Origin of the sequence: Sphaerotilus microaerophilus (genome assembly GCF_023734135.1) — a bacterium.
GTDB lineage: Bacteria > Pseudomonadota > Gammaproteobacteria > Burkholderiales > Burkholderiaceae_C > Sphaerotilus > Sphaerotilus microaerophilus.
Genome location: NZ_AP025730.1, coordinates 3,769,180 through 3,795,189, shown reverse-complemented (window position 1 = coordinate 3,795,189; position 26,010 = coordinate 3,769,180). Strand labels below are relative to the sequence as shown.

At 69.7% G+C, this 26,010-nt stretch carries 24 protein-coding genes; 21 read left to right on the top strand and 3 right to left on the bottom strand.

Going from position 1 to position 26,010, the window contains the following annotated elements:
* Positions 1-10 precede the first annotated feature (10 nt).
* The 14 genes from NGK70_RS16225 (at position 11) to NGK70_RS16160 (ending at position 14,980) form a co-directional block, all read left to right on the top strand.
* Entirely contained in the window at positions 11-922 is a 912-nt protein-coding gene (locus tag NGK70_RS16225) for an enoyl-CoA hydratase (protein WP_251969544.1), read from the top strand.
* Entirely contained in the window at positions 919-2,028 is a 1,110-nt protein-coding gene (locus tag NGK70_RS16220) for an NAD(P)H-dependent flavin oxidoreductase (protein ID WP_251969543.1), read from the top strand. The genes NGK70_RS16225 and NGK70_RS16220 overlap by 4 nt, the downstream gene beginning before the upstream one ends.
* Before the next feature lie 14 nt (positions 2,029-2,042).
* Complete coding sequence (locus NGK70_RS16215) at positions 2,043-2,801, top strand: enoyl-CoA hydratase family protein (RefSeq protein WP_251969542.1); 759 nt, start codon at positions 2,043-2,045, stop codon at positions 2,799-2,801.
* Between the two features lie 15 nt (positions 2,802-2,816).
* Positions 2,817-3,983: an acyl-CoA dehydrogenase family protein gene (locus NGK70_RS16210; protein WP_251969541.1), complete on the top strand. Its 1,167-nt coding sequence runs from the start codon at positions 2,817-2,819 to the stop codon at positions 3,981-3,983.
* 22 nt (positions 3,984-4,005) lie between these two features.
* Complete coding sequence (locus NGK70_RS16205) at positions 4,006-5,076, top strand: acyl-CoA dehydrogenase family protein (protein WP_251969540.1); 1,071 nt, start codon at positions 4,006-4,008, stop codon at positions 5,074-5,076.
* Positions 5,077-5,118: 42 nt separating this feature from the next.
* Positions 5,119-6,282 carry an acetyl-CoA C-acetyltransferase gene (locus NGK70_RS16200; RefSeq protein ID WP_251969539.1) on the top strand — a complete coding sequence of 388 codons (1,164 nt, stop codon included), beginning with the start codon at positions 5,119-5,121 and terminating at the stop codon, positions 6,280-6,282.
* Positions 6,257-7,762: an amidase gene (locus NGK70_RS16195; RefSeq protein WP_251969538.1), complete on the top strand. Its 1,506-nt coding sequence runs from the start codon at positions 6,257-6,259 to the stop codon at positions 7,760-7,762. The genes NGK70_RS16200 and NGK70_RS16195 overlap by 26 nt, the downstream gene beginning before the upstream one ends.
* Positions 7,763-7,809: 47 nt before the next feature.
* Positions 7,810-8,685 (top strand): SDR family oxidoreductase, encoded by an 876-nt coding sequence (locus tag NGK70_RS16190; RefSeq protein WP_251969537.1) that lies wholly within the window; start codon positions 7,810-7,812, stop codon positions 8,683-8,685.
* A gap of 102 nt (positions 8,686-8,787) precedes the next feature.
* A complete protein-coding gene (locus tag NGK70_RS16185) occupies positions 8,788-9,915 on the top strand; it encodes an acyl-CoA dehydrogenase family protein (protein ID WP_251969536.1) in 1,128 nt (375 codons plus the stop codon).
* Positions 9,916-9,943: 28 nt separating this feature from the next.
* Positions 9,944-11,131: an acyl-CoA dehydrogenase family protein gene (locus NGK70_RS16180; protein WP_251969535.1), complete on the top strand. Its 1,188-nt coding sequence runs from the start codon at positions 9,944-9,946 to the stop codon at positions 11,129-11,131.
* An 89-nt stretch (positions 11,132-11,220) separates the two neighbouring features.
* Positions 11,221-12,006, top strand: coding sequence for an SDR family oxidoreductase (locus NGK70_RS16175; protein ID WP_251969534.1), 786 nt, complete (start codon positions 11,221-11,223; stop codon positions 12,004-12,006).
* A gap of 4 nt (positions 12,007-12,010) precedes the next feature.
* A complete protein-coding gene (locus NGK70_RS16170; RefSeq protein WP_251969533.1) occupies positions 12,011-12,472 on the top strand; it encodes a MaoC family dehydratase in 462 nt (153 codons plus the stop codon).
* A 56-nt stretch (positions 12,473-12,528) separates the two neighbouring features.
* The gene (locus NGK70_RS16165; protein ID WP_251969532.1) at positions 12,529-13,731 is read left to right on the top strand and encodes an acetyl-CoA C-acyltransferase; all 1,203 of its coding nucleotides are present in this window, start codon (positions 12,529-12,531) and stop codon (positions 13,729-13,731) included.
* Between the two features lie 67 nt (positions 13,732-13,798).
* Positions 13,799-14,980, top strand: coding sequence for a LuxR C-terminal-related transcriptional regulator (locus NGK70_RS16160; protein WP_251969531.1), 1,182 nt, complete (start codon positions 13,799-13,801; stop codon positions 14,978-14,980).
* 54 nt (positions 14,981-15,034) lie between these two features.
* Here NGK70_RS16160 and NGK70_RS16155 read toward each other — a convergent pair whose 3' ends face one another.
* Positions 15,035-16,165 (bottom strand): CaiB/BaiF CoA transferase family protein, encoded by a 1,131-nt coding sequence (locus NGK70_RS16155; RefSeq protein ID WP_251973806.1) that lies wholly within the window; start codon positions 16,163-16,165, stop codon positions 15,035-15,037.
* 308 nt (positions 16,166-16,473) lie between these two features.
* Between NGK70_RS16155 and NGK70_RS16150 the strand changes: the two genes are divergently transcribed.
* The 5 genes from NGK70_RS16150 (at position 16,474) to NGK70_RS16130 (ending at position 21,265) form a co-directional block, all read left to right on the top strand.
* Positions 16,474-16,950, top strand: a complete 477-nt coding sequence (locus NGK70_RS16150; protein WP_251969530.1) for a helix-turn-helix domain-containing protein — start codon at positions 16,474-16,476, stop codon at positions 16,948-16,950.
* Between the two features lie 123 nt (positions 16,951-17,073).
* The gene (locus NGK70_RS16145) at positions 17,074-17,817 is read left to right on the top strand and encodes an SDR family NAD(P)-dependent oxidoreductase (protein WP_251969529.1); all 744 of its coding nucleotides are present in this window, start codon (positions 17,074-17,076) and stop codon (positions 17,815-17,817) included.
* Between the two features lie 85 nt (positions 17,818-17,902).
* Entirely contained in the window at positions 17,903-19,213 is a 1,311-nt protein-coding gene (locus NGK70_RS16140; protein ID WP_251969528.1) for a spinster family MFS transporter, read from the top strand.
* A 5-nt stretch (positions 19,214-19,218) separates the two neighbouring features.
* Positions 19,219-20,505 (top strand): MFS transporter, encoded by a 1,287-nt coding sequence (locus NGK70_RS16135; protein WP_251969527.1) that lies wholly within the window; start codon positions 19,219-19,221, stop codon positions 20,503-20,505.
* A 31-nt stretch (positions 20,506-20,536) separates the two neighbouring features.
* Positions 20,537-21,265, top strand: a complete 729-nt coding sequence (locus tag NGK70_RS16130) for an EthD domain-containing protein (RefSeq protein WP_251969526.1) — start codon at positions 20,537-20,539, stop codon at positions 21,263-21,265.
* A gap of 139 nt (positions 21,266-21,404) precedes the next feature.
* Here the strand turns inward: NGK70_RS16130 and NGK70_RS16125 are convergent, their stop codons facing one another.
* On the bottom strand, positions 21,405-22,511 hold the full coding sequence (locus tag NGK70_RS16125) for an aromatic ring-hydroxylating dioxygenase subunit alpha (protein ID WP_251969525.1): 1,107 nt from the start codon (positions 22,509-22,511) through the stop codon (positions 21,405-21,407).
* Positions 22,512-22,693: 182 nt separating this feature from the next.
* Entirely contained in the window at positions 22,694-23,548 is an 855-nt protein-coding gene (locus tag NGK70_RS16120; protein WP_251969524.1) for an SDR family NAD(P)-dependent oxidoreductase, read from the bottom strand.
* A gap of 180 nt (positions 23,549-23,728) precedes the next feature.
* On the opposite strand from NGK70_RS16120, the gene NGK70_RS16115 reads away from it, so the two are divergent.
* Together NGK70_RS16115 and NGK70_RS16110 are read left to right on the top strand one after the other, a co-directional pair.
* Entirely contained in the window at positions 23,729-25,156 is a 1,428-nt protein-coding gene (locus NGK70_RS16115) for a coniferyl aldehyde dehydrogenase (protein WP_251969523.1), read from the top strand.
* A gap of 41 nt (positions 25,157-25,197) precedes the next feature.
* The gene (locus NGK70_RS16110) at positions 25,198-25,977 is read left to right on the top strand and encodes an SDR family NAD(P)-dependent oxidoreductase (protein ID WP_251969522.1); all 780 of its coding nucleotides are present in this window, start codon (positions 25,198-25,200) and stop codon (positions 25,975-25,977) included.
* Positions 25,978-26,010 lie beyond the last annotated feature (33 nt).

Below are 26,010 nucleotides of genomic sequence, written 5' to 3'. Positions count from 1 at the left end.
GACCGACGCCATGAGCAGCACCGATCCGGGTGATGCCTTCGTCCAGCGCGAGGACAAGTCGGTCTACGAGACCGATCAGCCGGTGCGCTACGAAGTGCAGGACGGCATCGCCACCCTGACGATGAACCGGCCGGGCTTCAACAACGCCCAGAACTCGCAGATGACCTACGCGCTGGATGCGGGCTTCCGCCGAGCGGTGGACGACGATGCGGTCAAGGTCATCGTGCTGCGCGGCTCGGGCAAGCACTTCAGCGCCGGGCACGACATCGGCACTCCGGGGCGCGACATCAACAAGTCCTTCGAGCGCCAGGGCCTGTGGTGGGACCACACCAACAAGCCGGGCGCCGAGCAGCTCTACGCCCGCGAGCAGGAGGTCTACCTGGGCATGTGCCGGCGCTGGCACGACGCGCCCAAGCCCACCATCGCGATGGTGCAGGGCGCCTGTGTGGCCGGCGGCCTGATGCTGGCCTGGGTGTGCGACCTGATCGTGGCCAGCGACGATGCCTTTTTCCAGGATCCAGTGGTGCGCATGGGTATCCCAGGCGTCGAGTACTTCGCCCATGCCCACGAGCTGAACCCGCGCGTGGCCAAGGAGTTCCTGTTCCTGGGCGAGCGCATGAAGGCCGAACGCGCTTACCAGATGGGCATGGTCAACAAGTTGGTGCCGCGCGACGAGCTCGAGGCCGCCACCTACGACTGGGCGCGCAAGATCGCTCAGCAGCCGCGCCTGGGGCTGGCGCTGACCAAGACCGTGATCAATCGCGTCGAAGAGCTGCAGGGCCTGCGCACGACGATGGACGTGGCCTTCGGCTACCACCACTTCGCTCATGCCCACAGCCAGTTGCTGGGCGCCGGTGCCCTGGGCGGGCATGACGCCCGCTCCATGGTGCAGGCCAACAAGAAAGGCGAGACCCAGGCGTGAACCCCAACTCAACCGCGACCCCGATCCCGACCCCGCAGGCCATCCGCACGCCGCTGTGCGACCTGCTGGGTTGCCACTACCCGATCGTCCAGACGGCGATGGGCTGGGTGGCCGGCTCCTCACTGGTGGCGGCCACCACCAATGCCGGCGGTTTCGGCTTCCTGGCCGGCGCGACGATCGCCGCCGACCGCATCGAGGCCGAGATCCTGCGCGTCAAGGAGCTCACCGGCGGCAAGCCCTTCGGCCTGAACTTCCACATGTTCCAGCCCAATGCGCAGCAGTTGCTCGATCTGGCCGTCAAGCACCGGCTGCGCGCCGTCAGCTACGGCCGCGGACCCGACAAGAAGACCATAGCGCGGCTGCGTGACGCCGGCATTCACTGCATGCCCACGGTGGGCGCACTCAAGCATGCGCAAAAGGCCATCGAGATGGGCGCCAACATCATCACCATCCAGGGTGGTGAGGGTGGCGGCCACACCGGCAGCGTGCCCACCACGGTCTTGCTGCCGCAGGTGGTGGACGCGGTGAACGTGCCGGTGGTGGCGGCCGGCGGCTTCTACGATGGCCGTGGTCTGGTGGCCGCGCTGGCCTACGGCGCACAGGGCATCGCGATGGGCACGCGGTTCCTGATGACGCGCGACTCCGGCGTGCCCGACGCCACGCTGCAGCGCTACCTGGCCACCCGTGACGCCGAGAAGATCCAGATCTCCTACCTGGTCGACGGCATGCCGCAGCGCATGATCCCCAACGAATACATGGCCATGCTGGAGAAGGCCTCGGCCTTCAAACGCCTGCGCATCGCGCTGAGCCTGGCCCTGCAGTGGAAGGCACAGACCGGCATGACGCTGAGCCACGCCTTCGGCGTGGTCTGGCAGGCGATGCGCGAGGACTCGGCCAGCGTCGCCCAGACGGTGATGGCGGCCAACGCGCCAATGCTGCTGCAGCGCTCGATGGTCGAGGGCCGCCCCTCCGAGGGCGTGATGTCGGCCGGCCAGGTGGCTGCGCTGATCGGTCGGCTCGACTCCTGCGAGGAATTGATCGGCGCCATGGTGGCGCAGGCCGGCGAGCGCATCGCCGCATTGCAGCCGCTGGGTGCGGCGGCCTGAGCCAGGAGGATTCCATGACACAAGAACAGTTCTCTTCCCGTGTGCACGACAACGGCGTGGCCGAGGTCGTCATCGACCGGCCGCCGGTCAATGCGCTGAATTCCGCCGGGTGGTACGGCTTGGCGGCCGAGATCGATGCGCTGGGCCGCCGGCTCGAGGTGCGGGTGATCGTGGTCCGCGCCGAGGGCCGGGGCTTCTGCGCCGGCGTCGACATCAAGGAGCTGGCGAGCAACGACCGGCTGATCGTCGACGTCAACGCCGGCAACTACGCCACCTTCAAGGCGGTGCACCTGAACAAGGTGCCGGTGATCGCCGCGGTGCACGGCTTCGTGCTGGGTGGTGGCATCGGCATTTGCGGCGCGGCCGACATCGTCATTGCTGCCGAAGATGCCAGTTTCGGCCTGCCCGAGGTCGACCGTGGCGCGATGGGCGGCGCCGCCCACCTGCAGCGCATGTTCGGTGTGCAGAAGACGCGCTACCTGTTCTTCACTGGCGACATGATCGGCGCATCCGAAGCGCTGCGCCTGGGCGCCATCGAGCGCGTGGTGCCGCGCGAGCAGCTGCGCGACACCGCGCTGGCCATCGCCGCGAAGATCGCCGCCAAGAGCCCGGCCATGATCCGCATCGCCAAGGAGGCGCTGACCGGCATCGAGGACGGCAACCTCGAAGACAAGTACCGCTGGGAGCAGGGCTTCACGCTGCAGGCCTACATGAGCCCGGATTCGGCCGAGACACGCCACGCCTTCGTCGAGAAGCGCGACGCCAAGTTCTGACTGGGGCAACGCCGCATGGACCTGAACTACACCCCCGCGCAACAGGCCTTCCGGGCCGAGGTACGCGACTGGCTGAGCAAGAACGTGCCGGCCGAACCCTTCGCCAGCTACGACACGCGCGAAGGCTTCAATCAGCACCGCCAATGGGAAGCCAAGCTGGCCGAAGCCGGCTGGAGCAGCGTGACCTGGCCCACCGAACTGGGCGGGCGCGGCAGTGACCTCATCGAGTGGCTGATCTTCGAGGAGGAGTACTGGGCCGCCGACGCGCCAATGCGTGTCAACCAGAACGGCATCCTGCTGCTGGGGCCTACGCTGATGGAGTTCGGCACGCCCGAGCAGAAGGCGCGCTTCCTGCCCGCCACCGCCCGCTGCGACGCGATGTGGGCCCAGGGCTGGAGCGAGCCCAATGCTGGCTCGGACATGGCCGCGATCAGCAGCCGCGCCCTGCGTGTCAGTGACGGTGATGGAGACCACTACGTCCTCAACGGGCAGAAGACCTGGTCCACGCGGGCCATCTTCGCCAACTGGCTGTTCGGACTGTTCCGCAGCGATCCGGCCTCCAGCCGCCACCGTGGCCTGAGCTACCTGTTGGTGCCGCTCGACGCGCCGGGCATCACCATCCGCCCGATCCAGGCACTCAACGGCAAGCAGGCCTTTGCCGAGGTGTTCTTCGACGACGTGCGTGTGCCGGTGGAGAACAGGATCGGGGGGGAAGGTCAGGGCTGGAACGTGGCCATGGCCACGGCCGGCTTCGAGCGCGGCCTGCTGTTGCGCTCGCCGGCGCGCTACCAGCGCACAGCGCAGAAGCTGGTGCAGCTCTACCGCCAGCACCAGGTCGAGGCCGATCGCGATCCGTCGATCCGCGAGTCCGTGCTGCGCGCCTGGATGGGCGCCGAGGCCTACACATTGGCCTCCTACCATGTGGTGGGGCGGCTCCTCAAGGGCGCCACGATCGGTGCCGAGGCCAGCACCAACAAAATCTTCTGGTCGGAGCTGGACCTGCAGATGCACGAGACCGCGATGCGCATCCTCGGCCCGCGTGCCGAACTGCGGGACGATCCCGAGGTGCACGACTGGCTGGAAGGATTCCTCTTCGCGCAGGCCGGTTCGATCTACGCCGGCAGCAACGAGATTCAGCGCAACATCATCGCCGAGCGCCTGCTCGGCCTGCCCAAGTCCTAAGCCGATCAAGTCGAAAGTCACCATGGACTTCACCTTCACCGAGGATCAGCAGGCCTTCCGGGACTCCGTCAGTCGTTTCCTGATGGTCGAGGCCGCCCCAGAGAAGCTGCGCGAGATCTGGCAAACCGACGCCGGTCGATCGCCTGTGATGCGCGCCAAGATGGCCCACCAGGGGCTGACCGCGCTGTCGGTCCCCGAAGCCCACGGCGGCCTCGGTCTGGGCGACATCGACTGGGCACTGATGACCCAGGAGCTGGGTTACTTCGCCATCCCCGACTCGCTGGCCGACAGTGCCTACCTAGCCAGCGGTCTGCTTGCCTCGCTGCCCGACGGTGACCTGCTGCGACAGACCTGGATGCCGCGCATCGTCGACGGTTCGGGGCGCATCGCAGTGGGCCACCCGGTCAATCCCTGGGTGGCGGACGCGCATCTGGCGGACTTGCTGTTACTGTGTGTGCAGGGCGCCGAGGGCTGTCGCTGGCATGCGCTCCAGCGCAGCGAGGTGCAGGTGCAGCCAGTCACCAGCATCGATGCCTCGCGCCGCCTGGCCGAGGTGAGCTGGGAGCCCGCAGAGACCAGCGTCGTGGCCGAGGGCGCGCTGGCACAGCGCCTGGCTGACGAACTGCTCGATCGTGCCGCCCTCGGAACCGCGGGACAGCTCATCGGGCTGGCCCAGCGCATGCTCGACCTGACAGTGGACTATGCCGCTCAGCGCAAGCAGTTTGGCAAGCCGATTGGGTCATTCCAGGCCGTCAAGCACCATCTGGCCGATGTGGTGACGCAGATCGAGTTCGCCAAGCCCGTGCTGTACCGCGCGGCCTGCGCGATGGAGGAGCCCGCTGCGCAGCGGTCGGTGCGGGTGTCACACGCCAAGCTGGCCTGCGCCGAGGCCGCCTGGCTGGCGGCGCGCAAGGGCATCCAGGTGCACGGCGCGATGGGCTACACCTGGGAAGTGGACCTGCAGATGTTCATGAAGCGTGCCTGGGTGCTCGATGCCGCTTGGGGCGACCGCGCCTTCCACAAGGCCCGGCTGGCCGACGGGCTGCTGGCTGACGGTGCGCCGCTCGGCCCCGGCGCCACCTTCCACCGCTGATCTCGACGCCTGACGCCAGGCCCGCAACGGAGACCCCCTTCCATGGCAGAAGCCTTCATCGTCGATGCCCTGCGTTCGCCCACCGGCAAGCGCAAGGGATCGCTCGCCCATGTGCACGGCGCCGATCTGGGCGCGCACGTCATCAAGGCGCTGGTGGAGCGCAACGATGTGCCGGCCGCCGATTACGACGACGTGATCTTCGGTTGTGTCGACACCATCGGTGCCCTGGCCGGCGACATCGCCCGTACCAGTTGGCTGGCCGCCGGCATGCCCCTGAGCGTTCCCGGCACGACCGTGGACCGGCAATGCGGCAGCTCGCAGCAGGCCATCCACTTCGCCGCCCAGGCGGTGATGAGTGGCACCCAGGATGTGGTGCTGGCCGGCGGCGTGCAGACCATGAGCAGCATCCCGATCTCGTCGGCGATGCTGGCCGGTCAGCCGCTGGGCTTCACCACGCCCTTTGCCGAGAGCCTGGGCTGGCGCGAACGTTTCGGCGATGCGCCGGTGAACCAGTTCTACGCCGCCCAACGCATCGCCGACCACTGGAGTCTCAGCCGCGAGGACCTGGAGGTCTTCGCCAAGGAAAGCCACGACCGTGCGCTGGCGGCCATCGCTGCCGGGCGTTTCGACCGGGAGATCGTGCCCTTCCCCCTGCCGCAAGGTGAGTTCTTCATGGACGAGACTGCGCGTGCCAGCACCCTGGAGAAGATGGCCACGCTGCAGCCAGTGGACGCGGCCTATCCCAAGATCACGGCGGCGGTGTCGAGCTCCACCTGCGATGCCGCAGCGGCGGTGCTGGTCGTCAGCGAGGCTGCCCTCAAGCGCTACGGCCTGACGCCGCGTGCACGCATCCACCACCTCAGCGTGCGCGCCGACGACCCGATCTGGCACCTGACCGCACCCATCCCGGCGACCGCCCACGCGCTGAAGAAGGCCGGCATGAAGCTGGCTGACATCGACCGGGTCGAGATCAACGAGGCCTTCGCCTCGGTGGTACTGGCCTGGCTGCGCGAGACCGACTACCCGCACGAGCGCACCAACGTCAACGGCGGCGCCATAGCGCTGGGCCACCCGCTGGGCGCCTCGGGCGCCAAATTGATGACCACGCTGCTGCATGAGCTCGAACGCAGCGGCGGCCGCTACGGCCTGCAGACCATGTGCGAGGGGGGTGGCCAGGCCAATGTCACCATCATCGAACGGCTCTGAGGCCAAGGCGGTGGCGCTGCCCCTGCCCGAGTACGAAGGTTGGGACGCCACCTCGATGGCGGCCCTGATCCGCGACGGCCAGCTCAGCGCGCTGGAGGTGCTGGAAGCGGCCATCGCCCGCGCGGAAGCGCGCACCGGGGCCAACGGCCTGAATGCCATCAGCCACCGCCACCACGAGCAGGCGCGCGCCGCGGCCAGCCGGCTGGCCGGCCTGGGCCCGGCCGAGCGCGCCCGGCGTGCCGCCGGCGCGCCGCTGCTGGGCGTGCCCTTCCTGCTCAAGGACCTGGGCCTGGCGCTGCAAGGCACCGTCACCAGCCATGGCTGTGCCTTCTTCCAGGACGCGGTGGCAGACCACGATTCCACCCTGGTGCAGCGTTACAAAGCGGCCGGCCTCAACATCTTCGGCAAGACCATCTCGCCTGAGTTCGGCCAGACCGCCACCACCGAGTCGCGCTGGTACGGCCGCACCCTCAACCCCTGGAACCGCGCCTTGAGCAGCGGCGGCTCGTCCGGTGGCTCGGCGGTGGCGGTGGCCGCTGGCGTGCTGCCGGTGGCCCATGCCAGCGACGGGGGCGGCTCGATCCGCATCCCGGCCTCGCACTGCGGCCTGTTCGGCCTCAAGCCCAGCCGCGGGCGTCTGCCCACCGGGCCGCGCATGCTGGAGGGCTGGATGGGCCTGTCCACGCACCATGTCATCAGCCGCTCGGTGCGCGACAGCGCGCTGCTGCTGCAGCTGACCCAGGGCGCCGAGCCCGGCAGCCGTACCGCGCCGCCGTCCGACGACATGCTGGGCGCGCTGCAGCGGCCGCCGCGCACGCTGCGCATCGGGCTGCTGGAGACCAACCCGTTCGGCCTGCCGGTGCACCCCGACTGTCAGGACGCCGCGCGCCGTGCTGCCGCGCTGTGCGAGTCGCTGGGCCACCAGGTCGAGCCGGTGCCGCTGCCGCTGCCGGCCGCGCTGGTGGGCGAGATGTTCGCCGGCATGGGCGTGGTCACCACCACCGGCCTGCTGGCCAGCGTGCACGCCCGCGAGCAGCAGCTGGGCCGCGCTGTGCGCGAGAGCGAGCTCGAAGCCGTGAGCTGGGGCAACATTGACCGTGCCCGCGGCCACAGCGCCGAGCAGTTGCTGGCGGCGCGCGCCAGCTTCGACCAGGTGGGTCGGCTGTTCGACCTGTTTTTCGCCGGCCACGACCTGCTGCTTTCGCCGGTCACTGCCGCGCCGCCGCCGCCGCTGGGCGCGATGTCGCTCGACCAGCCCTATGACGACTATGTCAAGGCCGCAGTGATGGCCTCGCCCTTCACCGCCCTGTTCAACATGAGCGGCCACCCGGCCATGTCGGTGCCGCTGCACTGGAACGCCGCCGGCCTGCCGCTGGGCGCGCAGTTCGTGGCCGACCTCGGCGCCGAGACCCGGTTGCTGGCTCTCGCGGCCCAACTGGAGCAGGCGGCGCCCTGGGCCGCGCGCCGCCCCCCGGCGTGAGCCGGGCCGAGCATCACTTCTCTTTGCCATTCACGGAATCGAACACCATGGGTATCTGCGATCAACGCACCGTCATCATCACCGGCGCAGGTGCCGGCCTGGGCCGCGCCTATGCGCAAGCCTTCGCCGCCGAGGGCGCCAACGTGGTGGTCAACGACATCCGCCAGGATGCCGCCGAAGCCGTGGCAGCCGAACTGCTGGCCGCCGGCGGACGTGCGCTGGCCAACAGCGGCGACATCTGCAGCATCGCCGGTGCGCAGGCCATCGTCGATGCCGCCGTGGCCGAGTTTGGCGAGGTGCATGTGCTGGTCAACAACGCCGGCATCCTGCGCGACCGCATGTTCCTGTCGCTCACCGAGGACGACTGGGACGCCGTGATGCGCGTGCACCTGCGCGGCCACTTTTGCCTGGCCAATGTGCTGGGCCGGCGCTGGCGCGACGCGGCCAAGGCCGGAAGCAAGGTCGATGCGCGCATCATCAACACCAGCTCGGGCGCTGGCCTGCAGGGTTCGATCGGCCAGAGCAACTATGTCGCCGCCAAGGGCGGCATCGCCGCGCTGACCCTGGTGCAGGCCGCCGAGCTGGCACGCTACGGCATCACCGTCAACTGCCTGGCCCCGGCCGCGCGCACCGCCATGACCGAGGCCGGCATGCCCGACATGGTGAAGAAGCCCGAGAGCGGCTTCGACGTGTGGGATCCGCTGAACGTCGCCTCGATCGTGGTCTGGCTGGGCAGCCCGCTGTCGGCCCACGTGACCGGCCGCTGCTTCGAGGCCAAGGGCGGCGAGATCTCGGTGGCCGACGGCTGGCACACCGGCCAGATCACTGACAAGGGCGCACGCTGGGTGCCCGCCGAGCTGGGCGCCGTGGTGGATCGGTTGATCGCCGAGGCACCCCGGCCGCAGAAGGTCTACGGCAGCTGAGTTCGGCCGGGTCTACGCGGAGGTGCCGTCAGTCTCACCTGTCAATTCCTTGCGGTCCGCCTGCCGGCGCCATTTCATCGACGCCACAACCCGTCTTCCACGATGAACTTCTCTCTGACCGATGACCAGCTGATGATCCGGGACGCGGCGGCCGACTTCCTGGCCAAGGCCGGCAGCAGCGCCGCGCTGCGCGCGGTGATCGATGGCGGCAGCGACGGTGGATTCGACGCCGCGCTGTGGCAGCAGCTGGGGGCCGAGATGGGCTGGTGCGCTACGGCCATCCCCGAAGACCTGGGCGGCCTCGGCCTGGGCACGGTGGAGCAGGTGCTGCTGTTCGAGCAGATGGGCCGGCGTCTGCTGTGCTCGCCCTTCTTCGCCACCGTGGCGCTGGCCGCCAATGCGCTGCAGCTGCTGGGCGGCGCCGCGGCGCAGCAGCGGTGGCTGCCGCCTATCGCCGCCGGCGAGCTGCGTGCCACGCTGGCCCTGGCCGGCCGCGGCGTAGGACTGGGCGAGCCGGGCGTCACGGCGCAGCGCAGCGGCCAGGGCTGGTGGCTGGACGGCGAGCTGGCGCATGTGCCCGATGGCGCCAGCGCCGAGCTGGTGCTGGTGCTGGCGCGGCTGGCCGAGGGTGGGCTGGGCCTGTTTGCGGTGCCGGCCGAAGGCCTGGACCGCAGGCCCTGCGAGACCTGGGACTGCAGCCGACCGCTGGCCCGCCTGACGCTCAAGGCCGTGACGCTCGATGCCGCGGCGCGGCTGGACGAGGGCGCGCTGGACCCGGCGGCGCTGCAGACCATGGAGGCCCGCGCGGCCCTGCTGCTGGCGGCCGAGCAGCTGGGCGGTGCGCAGCAATGCCTGGACCTGACCCTGGCCTACACCGCCGAGCGCAGCCAGTTCGGCCAAAAGATCGCTGCCTTTCAGGCCGTCAAGCACCGCTGCGCGCTGATGATGGTGGAGATCGAGGCCACGCGCTCGCTGATCTACGGCGCCGCGGCGCTGGCCGACTCGGGCGCCGCGGCGGCGGCCCTGCGCCTGGAAGCCGGTGCCGCCAAGGCGCGCGCTGGTGAGGCTTTCTTCTTCTGTGCCCAGGAGGCCATCCAGCTGCACGGCGGCGTGGGCTTCACCTGGGAATACGACCCGCACCTGTACTTCAAGCGCGCGCAGGCGTCCGGCCACTGGCTGGGCAGCGCCGACCAGTGGCGCGAGCGCATCGCCGCGGCCTTGCTCGACTGACGCGCTGACTGAAGAGCTGAAGAACACCATGCGTCTTGACTTCACCCCCGAGGAAGAGGCCTTCCGGGCCGAGATCGCCGGCTGGCTGGCGCAACACCTGAGCGGCCCGTTCGAGGCGGTGCGCCACCGCGGCGGCCCGGGCGACGAGGACGCCGATCCGGCGTTGCGCAAGGCCTGGGAGTGCGAGCTCGCCGCCGGTCGCTGGACCTGTGTGGGCTGGCCGCGCGAGTGGGGCGGCCGCGGCCTGTCGATCGAGCAGCAGCTGATCTTCCACGAGGAATACGCCCGCGCCGGCGCCCCTGGCCGCCTGGGCCACCTGGGCGAAGGCCTGGTCGGCCCCACGCTGCTGGCCCTGGGCACCGATGCCCAGCGCGAACGCTTCCTGCCCGGCATCCGTGCCGGCACCGAATACTGGTGCCAGGGCTACAGCGAGTCCGGCGCCGGCTCCGACCTGGCTAACGTGCAAACCCGTGCCACGCGCGACGCCGCCAGCGGCGACTGGATCGTGCACGGCCAGAAGGTCTGGACCTCCTGGGCACTGGAATCCGACTGGATCTTCGTGCTGGCACGCAGCGAGTCCGGCAGCAAGGGCCACAAGGGGCTGAGCTTCCTGCTGATGCCGCTGGACCAGCCGGGCATCGAGATCCGACCGATCCGCCAGCTCACCGGCGGCGCCGAGTTCAATGAGGTGTTCTTCGACGGCGCCCGCGCCCAGGCCGCCGACATCGTGGGCCAGCCGGGTGATGGCTGGGCCGTGGCCATGGCGCTGCTGGCCTTCGAGCGCGGCGCCTCCACGCTGGGCCAGCAGATGCACTTCACGCAGGAGTTGGAGCTGGTCATGCGGCTGGCGCGCGAGAACGGTACCGCGCGAGATCCGCACCTGCGCGCGCGCATCGCCCAGGCCTGGGCCGGCCTGCGCGTGCTGCGCTACAACGCGCTGCGCATGCTCTCGGGCCCGCAGGACGGCCGCCTGCGTCCTGAGGCGCTGATGTACAAGTACTGCTGGTCCAACTGGCACCGTGACCTGGGCAAGTTGGCGCTGGACGTGATGGGCATCGACGGCGATTTGCGCGATCACCCGTTGCCGCTGCGGCTGCTGCAGCAGTCGGCGCTGTTTGCGCGGTCCGACACCATTTACGCCGGCACCAACGAAATCCAGCTCAATCTGATCGCCGAGCGCGCGCTGGGCATGCCCCGGGCGCCGCGGCCAGCCTGAGCCTCTTGGATCGTCCACCTGGACGATGCGTCGCCATGTCGCGGTGGCGACCATCGGCGCCAGTCGATGGCCACCGAGGCTCTGCCCCCATGAAACCTGCTCCTGATTACGTTCCTGCCCACGGCCTGCTCAAGGGCAAGGCCGTGCTGGTCACCGCTGCCGCAGGCGCCGGCATCGGCTTTGCCGCTGCCAAGCGCGCGGCCGAGGAGGGTTGCCGCGCGCTGTTCATCTCTGACGTGCATGAGCGTCGCCTGGGCGAGGCGGTGCAGGCCATCCAGCGCGAGACCGGCCTGCAGGCGGTGTACGGTCAGCTCTGCGACGTGAGCCAGCAGTCCCAGGTGGATGCGCTGATCGCAGCCGCCGAGGAGCGCCTGGGCGGCATCGACGTGCTGATCAACAACGCCGGCTTCGGCACCGCCAGACGTGTCGTCGACATGAGTGACGAGGACTGGCAGCGGGTGATGGACATCACGCTGACCGGCACCTTCCGCATGACTCGCGCCGCGCTGCAGGTGATGCAGCCGCGCGGCAAGGGCGTCATCGTCAACAACGCCTCGGTGCTGGGCTGGCGCGCCCAGGTCGAGCAGGCGCACTACGCCGCCGCCAAGGCCGGCGTGATGGCGCTGACCCGCTGCGCGGCGATGGAGGCCGCCGAATTCGGTGTGCGCATCAACGCCGTCTCGCCGTCGATCGCGATCCACGCCTTTCTGAAGAAGTCGGCCTCCGAGGAGCTGCTCAACCAGCTGTCCTCGAAAGAGGCCTTCGGCCGCGGTGCCGAGCCCTGGGAGGTGGCCAACGTGATGGTCTTTCTGGCCAGCGACTACTCCTCGTACATGACCGGCGAGGTGGTCTCGGTCTCGTCGCAGCGGGCCTGATGCGATGAGCAACTCCTTCGACTCAGTGGCTGGCGTGCTGGCCGCGGTGGGCCGCGATCTGGGGAGCACCGACTGGGTGCGGATCGACCAGGCACGCATCAACCTGTTTGCCGACGCCACCGGCGACCATCAGTGGATCCATGTGGATTCAGAGCGCGCAAAGAGTGGCCCCTTCGGCGCCACCGTGGCGCACGGCTATCTGACGCTATCGCTGGCCAACTTGTTCATGCCCCAGCTGGTGAGCTACGAGCGCCTGAAGATGGGCGTGAACTATGGCTGCGGCAAGGTGCGCTTTCCGGCGCCGGTGAGGGTGGGCTCGCGCGTGCGCGGGCGCGGCGAGGTGGTGGCGGCTGAAGCCATCGCGGGCGACGGGGTGCAGGTCACCGTGCGCGTCACGGTGGAGATCGAGGGCCTGGACAAACCGGGCTGCGTGGTCGACACCATCAGCCGTCTCTACTTCGCGTAGCCGAGCAGCCTCTCTCTTCGCCTCCCCTTTGACCGATTGAGCAACCAGGTTTCCCCATGAACGAAGCAGTGATCGTCTCCACCGCCCGCACGCCGATCGGCCGGGCCTACCGTGGCGCCTTCAACGACACCGAGGCGCCGGTGCTCGGCGGCCACGTGATCCGCGCCGCGCTTGACAAGGCCGGTGTGGACGGCGCCGACGTGGACGACGTGATCCTGGGCATCGCGGCCCAGCAGGGCAGCCAGGGCTACAACCTGGGTCGCCTGTGCACCTACACCGCCGGCATGCCCGAGAGCGTGGGTGGCATGACCATCGACCGCATGTGCGCCTCGGGCCTGGTGAGCATCGCCACCGCGGCCAAGGGCATTGTGACCGGCGAGATGGACATCGCCGTGGCCGGTGGCCTGGAATCGATCTCGCTGGTGCAGAACAAGTACAAGAACAGCCACCGGGCACAGTCCCGGGCCGTGCTGGCCGCTGCGCCGACCGCCTACATCCAGATGATCGAAACGGCCGAGATCGTCAGCCGCCGCTACGGCGTCAGCCGCCAGGCGCAGGACGAGTACGCGCTGCGCAGCCAGCAGCGCGTGGCGGCGGCGCAGGCCGCCGGCCTGTTCGCCGACGAGATCGTGCCGCTGGCCAGCCGCAAGCAGCTGTTCGACAAGGAGGGCAATGCCACGGGCCACGAGGACGTGACCCTCACGCGCGACGAGGGCAACCGCGCCGACACCACGCTGGAGAGCCTCTCGAAGCTCAAGCCGGTGTGGAAGAACGGCCAGTGGGTGCCCGAAGGCGAGTTCATCACCGCGGGCAACGCCTCGCAGCTGTCGGACGGGGCCTCCGTGTCGGTGCTGATGAGCCGCAGCGAGGCGGAGCGTCGTGGCCTCACTCCGCTGGGCACCTACCGCGGCCTGGCGGTGGCGGGCTGCGCCGCCGACGAGATGGGCATCGGCCCGGTGTTCGCGATTCCCAAGCTGCTGAAGAAGCACGGCCTGGACGTCAAGGACATCGGCCTGTGGGAGATCAACGAGGCATTCGCCTGCCAGGTGCTGTACTGCCGCGACCAACTGGGCATTCCCGACGAGCGACTGAACGTCAACGGCGGCGCCATTGCCATCGGCCACCCCTTCGGCATGTCCGGTGCGCGGCTGGTCGGCCATGCGCTGCTGGAGGGCCGCCGGCGCGGCCTGCGCTACGTCGTGGTGAGCATGTGCATCGGCGGCGGCATGGGCGCGGCAGGTTTGTTCGAATTGGGTTGAGCTCCCTCCCTGCTTTGAGGTCAACCCGCCTGTGGTGGCCGGTTACCGGGCGATACACTCAAATCACATGATTCCACTGCGCCCCGATCCCGCCAAGCCGATGCCCGCACATGTGTCTGCCGATCTTTCGGTCGAGCACTTCAGCGGCATCCTGGACAAGCTGTACGAAGCTGCGCTGGACCCGGCCGGCTGGCCCGACTGCCTGGAGGCGGTGCGCGCCGAGCTGCGCGGCAACTACGCCTCGCTGATCGTGCGTCCGGGCGGTGCTGATGACCGAGGCCTGATCGTCTCGGCCGGGGTGGGGCGCGACAACATCAACCTGGGTAACCCGCAGATCGCCCTCAGTCCCTTCACCGGGATGCCGCCGGACCGGCTGGTGACCATCGCGGACGTGATCTCCGAGGCCGATTGGCGCGCCTCGCCCTACTACCGTGACTGGTGTGCGCCGCTGGGCGTGTTCCATGTGCTGGGCGCCGACATCGGTACCCGCGATGGGGGGGTCTACGGCTTCCGTGTCACCCGCCCGGAGGACGCACCGCCGTTCAGTGCGGCCGATGTGGCCCTGGGCCGGCTGCTGCTGCCCCACATCAAGCGGGCGCTGAACCTGCATCTGTCGGTGCATCAGGACCGCAAGGTCAACTCTCTGTACAGCCATGCGATGGCGCAGCTGATGATCGGCGTGGTGGTGCTGGACCAGACCGGCCAGGTGATCGAGTGCAACCCGGCGGCCACCGCGATCCTCGACATGGAGGATGGCCTGCGCGTGGTCGGCAAGCAGCTTGAGGCTACCTACGCCAACGACAACCGCAAGCTTCAACGCCTAGTGCGCGACGCGCTGACGCACCCGCAGGCCGCCGCCATGGGCTTGACCGAGGCGATGTCGGTCAGCCGGCCCTCTGGCCAGCTCAGCTGGGGCGTGGTGGTGCAAAGCGTGTCGCCTGACCAGTGGACCGAAGGCAAGCAGCGCCCCAGCGTGGCGGTGTTCGTTCGCGATACCGAAGGCAAGTCCCAGCCGCCGGTGCGGCTGGCGCAGCAGCTGTTCCAGCTTACGCCGGCCGAGACCGCGCTGGCCATCCAGCTGGCCAACGGCCTGTCGCTGGAGGAGGCCGCCGAGGCACTCAATATCCGCCGCAACACCGCCCGGGCGCACCTGCGGTCCATCTTCTCGAAGACCGGTGTGCGCCGCCAGACCGAGCTGGTTCGAATCTTCCTCAACAGCGTGGCCTGGCTGGGCGCCGTAGAGAAGTAGCCGGGTTGCAAGGCCGGCGTTTCCGGGGACGTGCTTCTCGCCGGGCCGGCGCACTCAGGCGCAGGCGCCGCTTGCCCGCATCTGCGCAATCTGCTGTGCAGTCAGGCCCAGCTCCGCAAGAACTGCATCCGTATGCTCGCCGCAACGTGCCCCAGGCGCAGGCATTCTTGCGGGGGTGGCGGAAAGCCTGGGGGCAGGCGCCGGCTGGCGTTGCAGGCGGCCGTCGACCGGCAGGTCGATGAAAAGGCCGCGCGCGGCGTTGTGTGGATGGGTGGCGGCTTCGTCCAGGCTGAGCACCGGGGCGAAACAGGCGTCGCTGCCCTCCATGCGCTCGCACCACTCGGCCCGGCTGCGGCTGCGGATCTGCTCGGCCACGCGTTGTTTGAGCGCCGGCCATGCGCGGTGGTCGTACTGTTGCCGCGGGTCCATGTCGTCCAGTTCGAGGCGGCGCAGCAGCTCGGCGTAGAAGGGCGGCTCGATCGCGCCGAGAGTGATGTACCCCCCGCAGGCGCATTCGAACACCTCGTAGAACGGGGAAGCGTTCAGGAACAGGTTGCGCTCGGGTCGGGAATCCCAGAAGCCGTTGGCGCGCATCTGGTGGATCAGGCTGCTCATGGCGGCCACGCCGTCGATCATCGCTGCGTCCACTACCTGGCCGCGCCCCGAGCGCTCGGCCTCGCGCAGTGCACAGAGCAGTCCGAAGGCCAGGAACATGGCGCCACCGCCCATGTCGCCGACCAGGGTGGGGGGCGTCAGAGGAGCCTGGCCGGGACGGGTGGCGGTGCTCAGCACGCCGGTCAGCGCGACGTAGTTGATGTCGTGTCCGGCAGCCTGGGCCAGCGGGCCGGTCTGGCCCCAGCCGGTCACGCGGCCGTAGACCAGCCGGGGGTTGTGCGCCGCTACCGCCTCCGGGCCCAGCCCCAGGCGCTCCATGACGCCGGGCCGGTAGCCCTCGATCAGCGCGTCGGCCGAGGCGAGCAGGCGCCACACGGCGTCGCGGCCGGCCTCGGACTTGAGGTCCAGCGCGATCGAGCGCTTGCCTCGGTTGGGGGCGGCACGCGGGTACTGCTGCGCGGCAGCGAAGTCGGCCGCGCGCTCGACCAGAATCACGTCGGCGCCCATGTCGGCCAGCAGCATGCCGGTGAAGGGGCCGGGGCCGATGCCCGCGAACTCGACGATGCGCAGGCCGGCCAGCGGGCCGGGGACTGCGCGGCCCGTTCCTACGGCGCTGCCGGTTTCGGGGGGCGGGGGGCTGACGGAATTGGTCATGGCGGAGTGGGTTCAGACGCTTGGTTGGAGGCACGCTGCCAGCGGGTGCCATCGGGGCCACGGCCGAGGGCCAGTCCCCATGGCGGGCGGGCGCGCGAGGCGCCATGCTAGGGCGATCGCTGCGCAGCACGCTCCCGCAGAACCCAATCCGGGCACCCGGCTGGTGACGCGACGCCGCAAGCCGGTGACCTTCCACCCCACACCGCCCGTACGAGAGAGTCCTCGTGAAGCCTTCCCCCGCCGCGATGGAGCGGCATGCCTACCAGATCTCGCACCTGATTTCCGCCTTCACGGTGCCGATGATGCGCAAGCTCTACCGCGAGTTCGACGGCGACATGGTGCAGATCCTCGTGCTCGGCGAGATCTCGCTGCATAACGTCTCGCAGTTCTTCCGCAAGGGCGGGGCCGAGGTGCCCGAGAAGCTCCTCGACGACGTAGCGCGGCGCGGCCGGGTACTGCAGCCTTGCAATGTGCTGTCGATCAGCGAGGCCACCGGCATTCCGCGCGAGACGGTGCGGCGCAAGGTGGCCCAGCTGATCGAGAAGGGCTGGCTCGAGCGTGACGAGCACAAGCGGCTCATCGTGCGACGCGGCTCCGGCGAGCGCTTCGTGCGTGCCAATGCTAGGACGGCGCTCGAAGTGCTTGAACTGGCCGCTCGCATCCAGACCCTGCTGCACCCGGCGGACGGCGACCACGACTGAGCAACGGTCTGCCGAGTCAAGCGGCAACCGCCGCTGCCGGGCCCGTGCCCCGTCCGTTTGCGGTATGCCGAAGCGGGCGATGCCGGGCAAGCTGTGCCCATGAAGACACCCGGAGACAGTGGCATGTTCAAACTCGACGGCAAGGTGGCCCTGGTCAGTGGCGCCGGGCGCGGCATGGGCTTCGGCATCGCCCAGGCCCTGGCGACCCAGGGTGCGACGGTGATCGTCAACGACTTCCATGCCGAGCGGGCCGAGGCCGGCTCAGCCGCGTTGCGTGAACAGGGCCTGAGCGCATGGGGCCATCAGGCCGACATGACCGACCGGGCGGCGATCTTCGCGATGGTCGAGCGCATCGAGGCCGAGCAGGGCCGCCTCGACATCTTTGTGCACAACGCCGGCATTCCCGCCCAGGGATGGGGCTACACGCCCTTCCTGGAGTCGCCGCAGAGCGAGTGGGATGCCTGGCTGCAGCTCAACCTGCACGGTCTGATGCACGCCTGCCAGGCGGTGCTGCCGAAGATGATCGAGCGCCGCTGGGGCCGCATCGTCGCGATCAACTCCGATGCCGCACGCACCGCCACCGGCATGGGCCTGTGCGCCTACGGTGCGGCCAAGGCGGCGGCGCTGGGCTTCATCCGCAACCTCTCCGGTGAGGTCGGCCGCCATGGCGTGACGGCCAACGCGCTGTCGCTGGGCACGATGAACAACTGGGAGGGTTCCGACAAGGTGGCCCGCAAGAGCGCCTCGGTGCCGCGCGCCGGCTCGCCGCAGGACGTGGGCGCTGCCGTGACCTTCCTGGCCTCGCCCCAGGCCGAGTGGATCAACGGACAACTGCTGCCGGTCAATGGCGGGGCGCTGGTCGCCTGAGCCAGTCCCCGCTCCCTCCGCTCTCGCCGATCGGCTGCGGCAGGCCGCGCCCCGAGCCTTCGCCCGCGCCAGAAAGACCACACCCATGACCTCAGAACCGACTTCCGCCCACGGCTGGCGAAGCCACGCGACCCTGGTCCTGCTGCTGCTCGTCTACATGATGAGCTTCATCGACCGGCAGATCATGGGCATCCTGATGGAGCCGATCAAGCGGGAGTTCCAGGTCTCGGACACCGCGATGGGGCTGCTCTCGGGCTTGACCTTCGCACTGTTCTACAGCGCCTTGGCAGTGCCGTTCAGCCGCTATGCCGACCGGGCCAACCGCCGCAACATGGTGGCCTGGTGCTGCGCCGCCTGGAGCGCGATGACCGCGCTGTGCGGCCTGGCCGGCAGCTACTGGACGCTGGCGCTGGCGCGTGTGGGCGTGGCGGTGGGGGAGGCCGGGGGGACCGCGCCGTCGCTGTCGATGGTGGCCGACCACTATCCGCCCGCCCGCCGTGGCCGGGCCATGGGTGTCTACTGGCTGGCGCCTCAGCTGGGCATCCTGTTTGGCCTGACGCTGGGGGGCTGGATCGCGCACCACCACGGCTGGCGCGCGGCCTTCATCTGGATGGGTTTGCCGGGTGTGGCGCTGGCGTTGTTGCTGCGCTATGCCGGGGTGGAGCCGCAGCGCGGTCGCTGGGAGTCTGTCGACGCCAAGGGTGCGCCGACCGAGCCGTTGGGCACCCTGCTGCGCGACCTGTGGGCTTCCAAGGCCTTCGTGCGCATCATGATGGCCGGCTTCCTGATGGGTTTTGCCGGCTATGGCATCGGCATCTGGACACCGGCCTTCCTGGTGCGCTCGCACGGCATGAGCCTGCAGGGCGCCGGTGCGGTGATGGGGCTGCTTGGGGGGTTTATGGCGGCACTGGGCGGGCTGGCCAGCGGCTGGCTCTGCGACCTGCTGTCGCGCCGCGATCCACGCTGGCGCGTCGGTGTGCCCGCCCTGGGCTGCCTGCTGACGCTGCCCACCGGCCTGGCCTTCTACATGATGCCTGCCGGCGATGCCTGGCTGATCGGCGGCTTCGAGGTGCCGCGGGCGATCGGCTTCTACATGCTGTTCGGCGTCACCGCGGTGTGGTGGACGGCTCCGGTGTATACCGTGCTGGCCGAGCTGATCGCGCCACACCGCCGCACCACCGCGATGGCGATCTTCAACTTGGGCATGACCATGCTGGGCGCCGGCTTCGGTCCGCTGCTGGTCGGCATGGTCAGCGACTGGCTGGCACCTTCGCTGGGCAACGAGGCACTCCGCTGGGCTCTGGCGACCAGCACCGTAGGCTGTTACTTTCTGGGCATGCTGGCCTTCCTGTCGGCGCTGGGCGCTTACGGGCGAGAGCGGCCGACCGGCGAGTGAACCCGGTGGCCCGCTCCGCTGCCTTGCAGCGTCGCCAGGTGCTCGTTCTGCTGACGGCGCTGTCGGCGCTGGCCTTCATGGACCGGCAGATCATCGCGGTGCTGATCCAGCCGGTGAAGGCCGAGTTCGGGCTTTCGGACCTGCAGATCGGCCTGGTCACCGGCCTGGGTTATGCCCTCACCTTCGCGTTGATCGGCGTGCCGCTGGGCCGCCGGGCAGACCGCGGCGGGCGGCGTGACCTGGTGGCCTGGTGCCGCGGCCTGGGCGGCCTGCTCGCGGCACTGGGGGGGGCGGCCAGCGGTTTCTGGACCCTGATGGCCTCGCGTGCCGGCGGGGCGATCAGCGATGCCGGTGCCGCACCGGCCTCGATGTCCATGCTGGCCGATCTCTACCCGCCCGAGCAGCGCTCGCGCGCGATGAGCGTGTTCGGCACCGGCGGCAGCATCGGCGCGCTGCTGGCCATGGTGGTAGGCGCCTGGCTGGCCCAGCGCTACGGCTGGCGCGCCACCGTGGTGCTGGTGGGCTGCAGCACGCTGGGCCTGTCTGCGCTGCTGCGTTTCGGCGTGACCGAGCCGGCCCGCGCTGCTGTGCCCACCGCACCCGCCGCACTGGCTGCTGCGGAGCTGCAGGGCGGCGCCGTGGGCGCCATCTGGCGCGAGCCGGTGACGCGCTGGTTGATCGTCGCGGCCGCCTGCGCGCTGCTGGCCGGCTATGCCTTTGGCACCTGGAACACCGCCTTGCTGGTGCGCCGGCATGGCCTGTCGCTGCAGGGGGCGGGCTGGGTGTCGGGCAGTGCGGCGCTGGCCTCGGTGCTGGGCGGACTGGCCGCGGGCGCGCTGACCGACCACCTCACCCGGCGAGACCTGCGCTGGCAGATCGGCGTGCCGATGCTGGGCGTTGGCATCGCACTGCCCTGCGCATTGGCCTACCTGGCGTTGCCGGCAGGCGCCATCACACCGGCCGTGGCGCTGGTGACGGCCTTTGCCTTCTTCATCACCTGGTGGGTGGCACCCGCCTATGCGGCGCTCAGTCTGGTCGTGCCGCCCCAGCGCCGCGCCACGGCCAGCGCGATGCTGATGCTCGCCGGTGCCGTGCTGGCCAGCGGCCTGGGCCCCATCCTCACCGGTGGACTCAGCGATGTGCTGGAGGCCCGCTTGCCGGGTGACGGCCTGCGCATCGCCCTGGCCTGCATGGTCGGCATGCTGCTGCCGGGCCTGTTCGCCTTTGCCCGCGTGCGTGCGACCTACCCGGCGGCGCACCGCGCGCTGCACCCGGCCGCCCTGCCGCGCTGAACCTGCCACTCCCGAAATGCGAGAATCGCCGATGCCCGCGCCAGACTTCAACGCCCAGACCACCGACGCGCCCATTCAGACGCAGGTCTGGAAGATGATCTACCTCGCCCGCCGCAACCCGGCGCTGGCGCCCGAGGACTTTCCGCAGGCTTGGCGCGAGCACTCCGCTCTGGGGCGGCAGTGCCGCAACGTCGGCGAGCGGGTGCTCAGCGTGGCGCAGTGCTCGCGCCTGCTCGATGTGCCGTTGCCCGGTGCCAGTGCGGACTACGATGGCGTCAACCTGCTGCTGCTGCGCGACCGCGACGCCGCCACCATGATCTGGAGCGATCCCGAGACGCTGGCAGTGATGCGGCCCGACGAACCGCGCGTCTTCGACCGCTACGTGCGCGACTTCACCCTGGTTTGCCGCGAGCAGGTGCTGCGCGACGCGCCCCGCAGCGCCGTGGTGCTGCACGGCTTCCTGCGCCGGCGGCCCGGCCTGTCGGCAGAGTCCCTGCTGCAGGCCATCGCGGAGGCCGGTTCTGCCGGTCCGTTCGACGCCGCGCAGCGCATCGTCCTCAACGAGGTGATGGATACCCCACCGCCCGGCTACGAGTACGATGCCATCGTCGAGTGGTGGTTCGATTCGGTGCCGGCGGTGCATCAGGCCTTCGGCGGGCGCGACGACCTCCGTGCTGGCCTGCCCGCGCCGCTGGCGCAGGCGCTGGATGGAGCGGGCTCGGTCTTCCTGCTCACGAGGGTGACGCACAGCCGGCCTTGAACGAGACCGACCAGGCCAACCCGGAGCCGGGGCAACGGGAAAAGCCAAAGGCCCGTCGGAGACGGGCCTTTGGCTGGTCGGGCTGCAACAGCGGGCTGCACTCTCGGCGGCAAGGGTGGGGTGATCCACCCTCTGCGCGTCAAGCAGCTTTCGGGTCCTGGGTGTAGGCCGGGATGCCGCGGGGCACGTAGACGCCTTCGCACTGCTCCTGGTACTCGCTCTTGTTGGCGCGCGGGTTGTAGAACTGCTTGTACCAGATGCGCGCCTTCATGAAGGCGCCATCGCTGGGGATGAACAGTCCGTTCAGGCAGGGCGCCTTGTGGTTCCAGACATCCATGTCCTGCACGAAGGCAGTCAGCGCCATTTGCTGGAAGTGGGCCGCCTCGATCGCGTCGGTCTTGGTCGCCACCTGGGCGCCGCTGGGGGACTTCACGACCAGGGCGTGCCAGACCTTGACGCTGCCGTCGTCGATCGGCGTGTGGGTGATCAGCATCACGCCTTCGTACATGCCGGTCAGCTCCGACATCAGGCAGGCCGGGCCGTGGTAGGTGGTGATGGTGTGCAGGTCGGCGCTCACGCCGTCGGCGCTGACCAGGGTGCGGTGGCCGCCGCACTGGCGCTGGATGGCCTGGTGGCCCTTGAACTCGTTCTCGAAGCGGGCGACGGTGGAGCCATGGATGGGGCTGAGGTGGCCGTAGTCGCAGATGTTGTCCACCACCTCCTGCGGGTGCTGGTTCAGCACGCCCAGGTGATCCCACTTCGGGTGCACCCAGGCCGGGTCGTTCCACTGCGGGATGCTGGGGTGATCCCACTCGGGCTCGCCGCCCTCGGGGTCGTGCCACACCCACACTGCGCCCAGGCTCTCGACCACGCTCCAGCTCTTCACGCAGGCAGCGGCCGGAATCGGGCCCTGGTGGTAAGGGATGTCGTCGCACTTGCCATCGGGGCCGAAGCGCCAGGCGTGGTAGGGGCAGCGAATGCCGTCGCCCTCGACGTTGGTGCCCATGCCGTCCAGGATCACGTAGCTGGTGGTGTTGGGCGCCGCCAGATGGGTCTTCATGTGCGGGCAGTAGGCGTCCAGCAGCACGACCTTGCCGGTGGCCCGGCCGCGGTAGAGCGCGAAGTCCTTGCCGAAGAAACGCACCGCCAGGGGCTTGTGCGTGTCGAGCTCGCAGGACTCGGCGATCATGAACCAGCCGCGGGGGAAGGTGAAGTCGCCGAGTCGATAGTCTTTGGTGGTCGCCATGGTGTCTCCGGGAGGCGGGAAGGGGAGTGAAAGGATTGTTCGGATCCGCGCCGGGCCGCGCCTACCCTGTTCGGACGATGGGGCAGGGCAGCTGCACAGGCCCTCGGGATTGCCTTGATCCGCATCAACGGGCGTTCGCCGGCAAGGGTTTCTCGGGGAGGCGTTTCGCCCTTGTCTTCGCCTCAGACTGACCAGAGCCGCCGCTCGCGCACCAGCGGCTGCAGATCGATCAGGCGGGGCTGACCTGCGAGCGCGGCGGCTGCCGGGTCGGTGGCCAGCCAGACCAGTGCCGCGGCAATCGCTTCGGGGGGCATGGCGCCGTAACGCCGTGCCAGCACGCCGTCATCGCCCAGGGTGGCGGTGACCGCCTCGGTGCTGACCAGGCCGGGGTTGACGCTGAAGGCGCGCAGGCCCTGCGGGCCATGCTCCCGGTTGATCATGCCGGACAGCCGTGCCAGCGCGGCTTTGGAGGCGCCGTAGGCAAAGCCCCAGCCGCCCTGCTCGGCGCTGACGGGCGGGTCGTTCTGCCCGGCGCCCGAGCAGACGTTGATCACCTGGGCGCCGCCCTGGGCCAGCAGGGTCGGCAGCAGGCGGCGCGTGAGGTGGAAGGGCGCCACCACGTTGCCGTGCAGGGTGCGCGCCAGCGCGGCATCGTCCAGCGCCGCGAGCATCGCGTTGGTCTCGCGATCCTGGTAGACGGCGTTGTTGATCAGCAGGTCGACGCGGCCGAAGTGCGCCAGCACCGCGTCGGCGGCGGCGTCCAGCGAGGCCAGGTCCATCAGGTCCATCGGGTGGGCGAAGACCTCGGCACCGGCCGCGCGCAGGGCCTCGGCGGTGGCGGCCAGGCTGCCCGCCAGCAGGCGCCCGTCCGGGCGACGCAGCTGATGGTCCAGCGCCTGGCCCTCGGCCTGGGTGCGTGCGGTGATGGCCACACGCCAGCCGGCGCGGCCGAAGGCGAGCGCCGTGGCGGCGCCGATGCCGCGGCTGGCGCCGGTGACCAGAACAACCCGGGATGTTTGTGGTGTGGAAGGTGGCATGGTTGCCATGTTCTGTGCGTGATATGTCGGTGCCATCGTCTCTTTGGACGACGCCTGTTTCGGGTCGCGGCAGTAGCCTTGAACAACGCTGTCAACATGCTCATCCTGGTCGATGCCCCACGAGGCGCCGAAAGAGGCGTCTCGTGGGGCGTCGCGCTTCGTGCACTCCGGAGACACCCGATGACTTTGTCTGTTCCATCGATTCGAACTTTGCTGGATGCCCAGCAGGCCGCCTTCCGTGCCGAAGGCCCGGTCTCGGCCGAGACAAGACGTGACCGCCTGCAGCGGGTCATCGACCTGCTGGTCAAGCACAACGATGCGCTCTGCGAGGCCATGGGCGCAGACTTCGGCGGCCGCCCGGCGCTGTTCTCGATGATGAACGACGTGCTCGGCTCACTCGGCTCGCTCAAGCACGCGCGCGACAAGTTCGCCGAGTGGCTGCCCGACCAGCCTCGCCCGAGCGTGGCGCCGTTCGACAACTTCGGTGCCACCGCCTGGGTCCGCTACCAGCCCAAGGGCGTCGTGGGCATCATCGGCACCTGGAACGCGCCGCTGTTCACGCTGCTGTCACCGCTGGCCAGCGTGTTCGCCGCGGGCAACCGCGCCGTGCTCAAGCCCTCCGAGGTGGCGCCGCGCACCGCCGACGTGCTGGCGCGGGCGGTGGCCGAGTTCTTCGCGCCCGAGGAACTGACCGTGGTCACCGGCGGCCCGGAGGTGGCGGCCGAGTTCACCCGCCAGCCCTGGAACCACCTGGTGTTCACTGGCTCCACCGCCGTGGGCCGGCAGGTGATGCAGGCGGCCGCTGCCAACCTGGTCCCGGTCACGCTGGAGCTGGGCGGCAAGTCGCCGGTCCTGATCGGCGAGAGCGCCGACATCGCCAACGCCGCCGAGCGCATCGCAGTGGGCAAGGCGCTGAATTCCGGCCAGCTCTGCGTGGCACCGGACACGGTCTGGGTGCCGGCGGCCAAGCTGGAGGCGCTGGTGCAGGGCCTGCAGGCCTCCTATGCCCGCCAGTATCCGCAGATTGCCGGCAATGCCGACCTGACGCCGGTGGTCAACGAGCGCCACTTTGCCCGCGTCGAGTCCTATGTGGCCGATGCCGGCGCGCGGGGTTCCCGTGTGGTGATGGCCGGCGACTGGCCCAGTGCCGACGGTGCCTCCGAGCGCCGCATGCCGCTGCGCCTGGTGATCGACCCGCCGGCCGACGCCGAGATCGCGGTGCACGAGATCTTCGGGCCGGCGCTCGTGCTGCGCGGCTACGCATCGCTGGCCGACGCGGTGGCCCAGGTCAACGCTGGCGAGCGGCCGCTGGCCCTGTATTACTTCGGCGAGGACGCCGAGGAACAACGCTGGGTGCTGGACCACACGCTCTCGGGAGGGGTCTCGATCAACGACGTGACCATGCACCCCGCGCTGCACGATGCCCCCTTCGGCGGAGTCGGCGCCTCCGGCATGGGCCATTACCACGGCCATGAGGGCTTCCTGGAGTTCAGCCATGCCCGCAGCGTCTACCGCCACGGCAGCCACGACCCGCGCCTGGAATGGGGCATGCTGCCGCCCTACGGCGAGCATTTCGTGCAGATGATCCGCGGTGCTGTCACCCCCTGACACCGGACCGCCTTTTTCTGAAATCTGAAGTTGGAGTGAACGTGAACGCCGTGAACAATCTGCAGACGCTGTTCTCGCTGGAAGGCCAGGTGGCCATCGTCACGGGAGCGGGCAAGGGCATTGGCCGCGCCTGTGCCTTGAGCCTTGCGCAGGCCGGGGCCGATGTGGCACTGGCCGCACGCACCGCAGCCGATCTGGAGAGCCTTGCCGCCGAGATCCGTGCGCTGGGCCGGCGTGCCATCGCGGTGCCGACGGATGTCAACGACGACGCCGCGCTGGACCGGCTGGTGGCCACGACGGTGGCCGAACTCGGCAAGCTGACGATCCTGGTCAACAACGCCGGCGGCGCCGGTCCCAACAATCCGCGCAAGATGAAGGGCGCGGATCTGGCCGCCGCCCTGGCCTGGAACGTGGTACCCGCCTACGCGCTGACGCAGAAGTGCGTCCCGGCGATGACCGCCGCCGGGGGCGGTGCGGTGGTCAACATCTCCTCCACCGCCGCGCGCTACGCCCAGAAAGGCTTCAGCGCCTACGGTGCAGCCAAGGCGGCGCTGAACCAGCTCACCCGCAACCTGGCGCAGGACTTCGGGCCGGCGCTGCGTGTCAATGCCGTCGAGCCCGGCACCATCCTGACCGATGCGCTGGCCCCCTTCCTGACGCCCGAGCGCCAGGAACGCATGGAGCGCACCACGCCGATGGGCCGCCTGGGCCGGCCCGAGGACATCGCCGCGGCGGTGCTCTTCCTGGTCTCGCCGGCGGCCGGCTGGATCACCGGCAAGGTGCTCGGGGTGGATGGGGGTGTCGAGGCGCCGAACTTCTGAGCTAGCGGTCCAGGTTCATGGGCGACTTCGGGT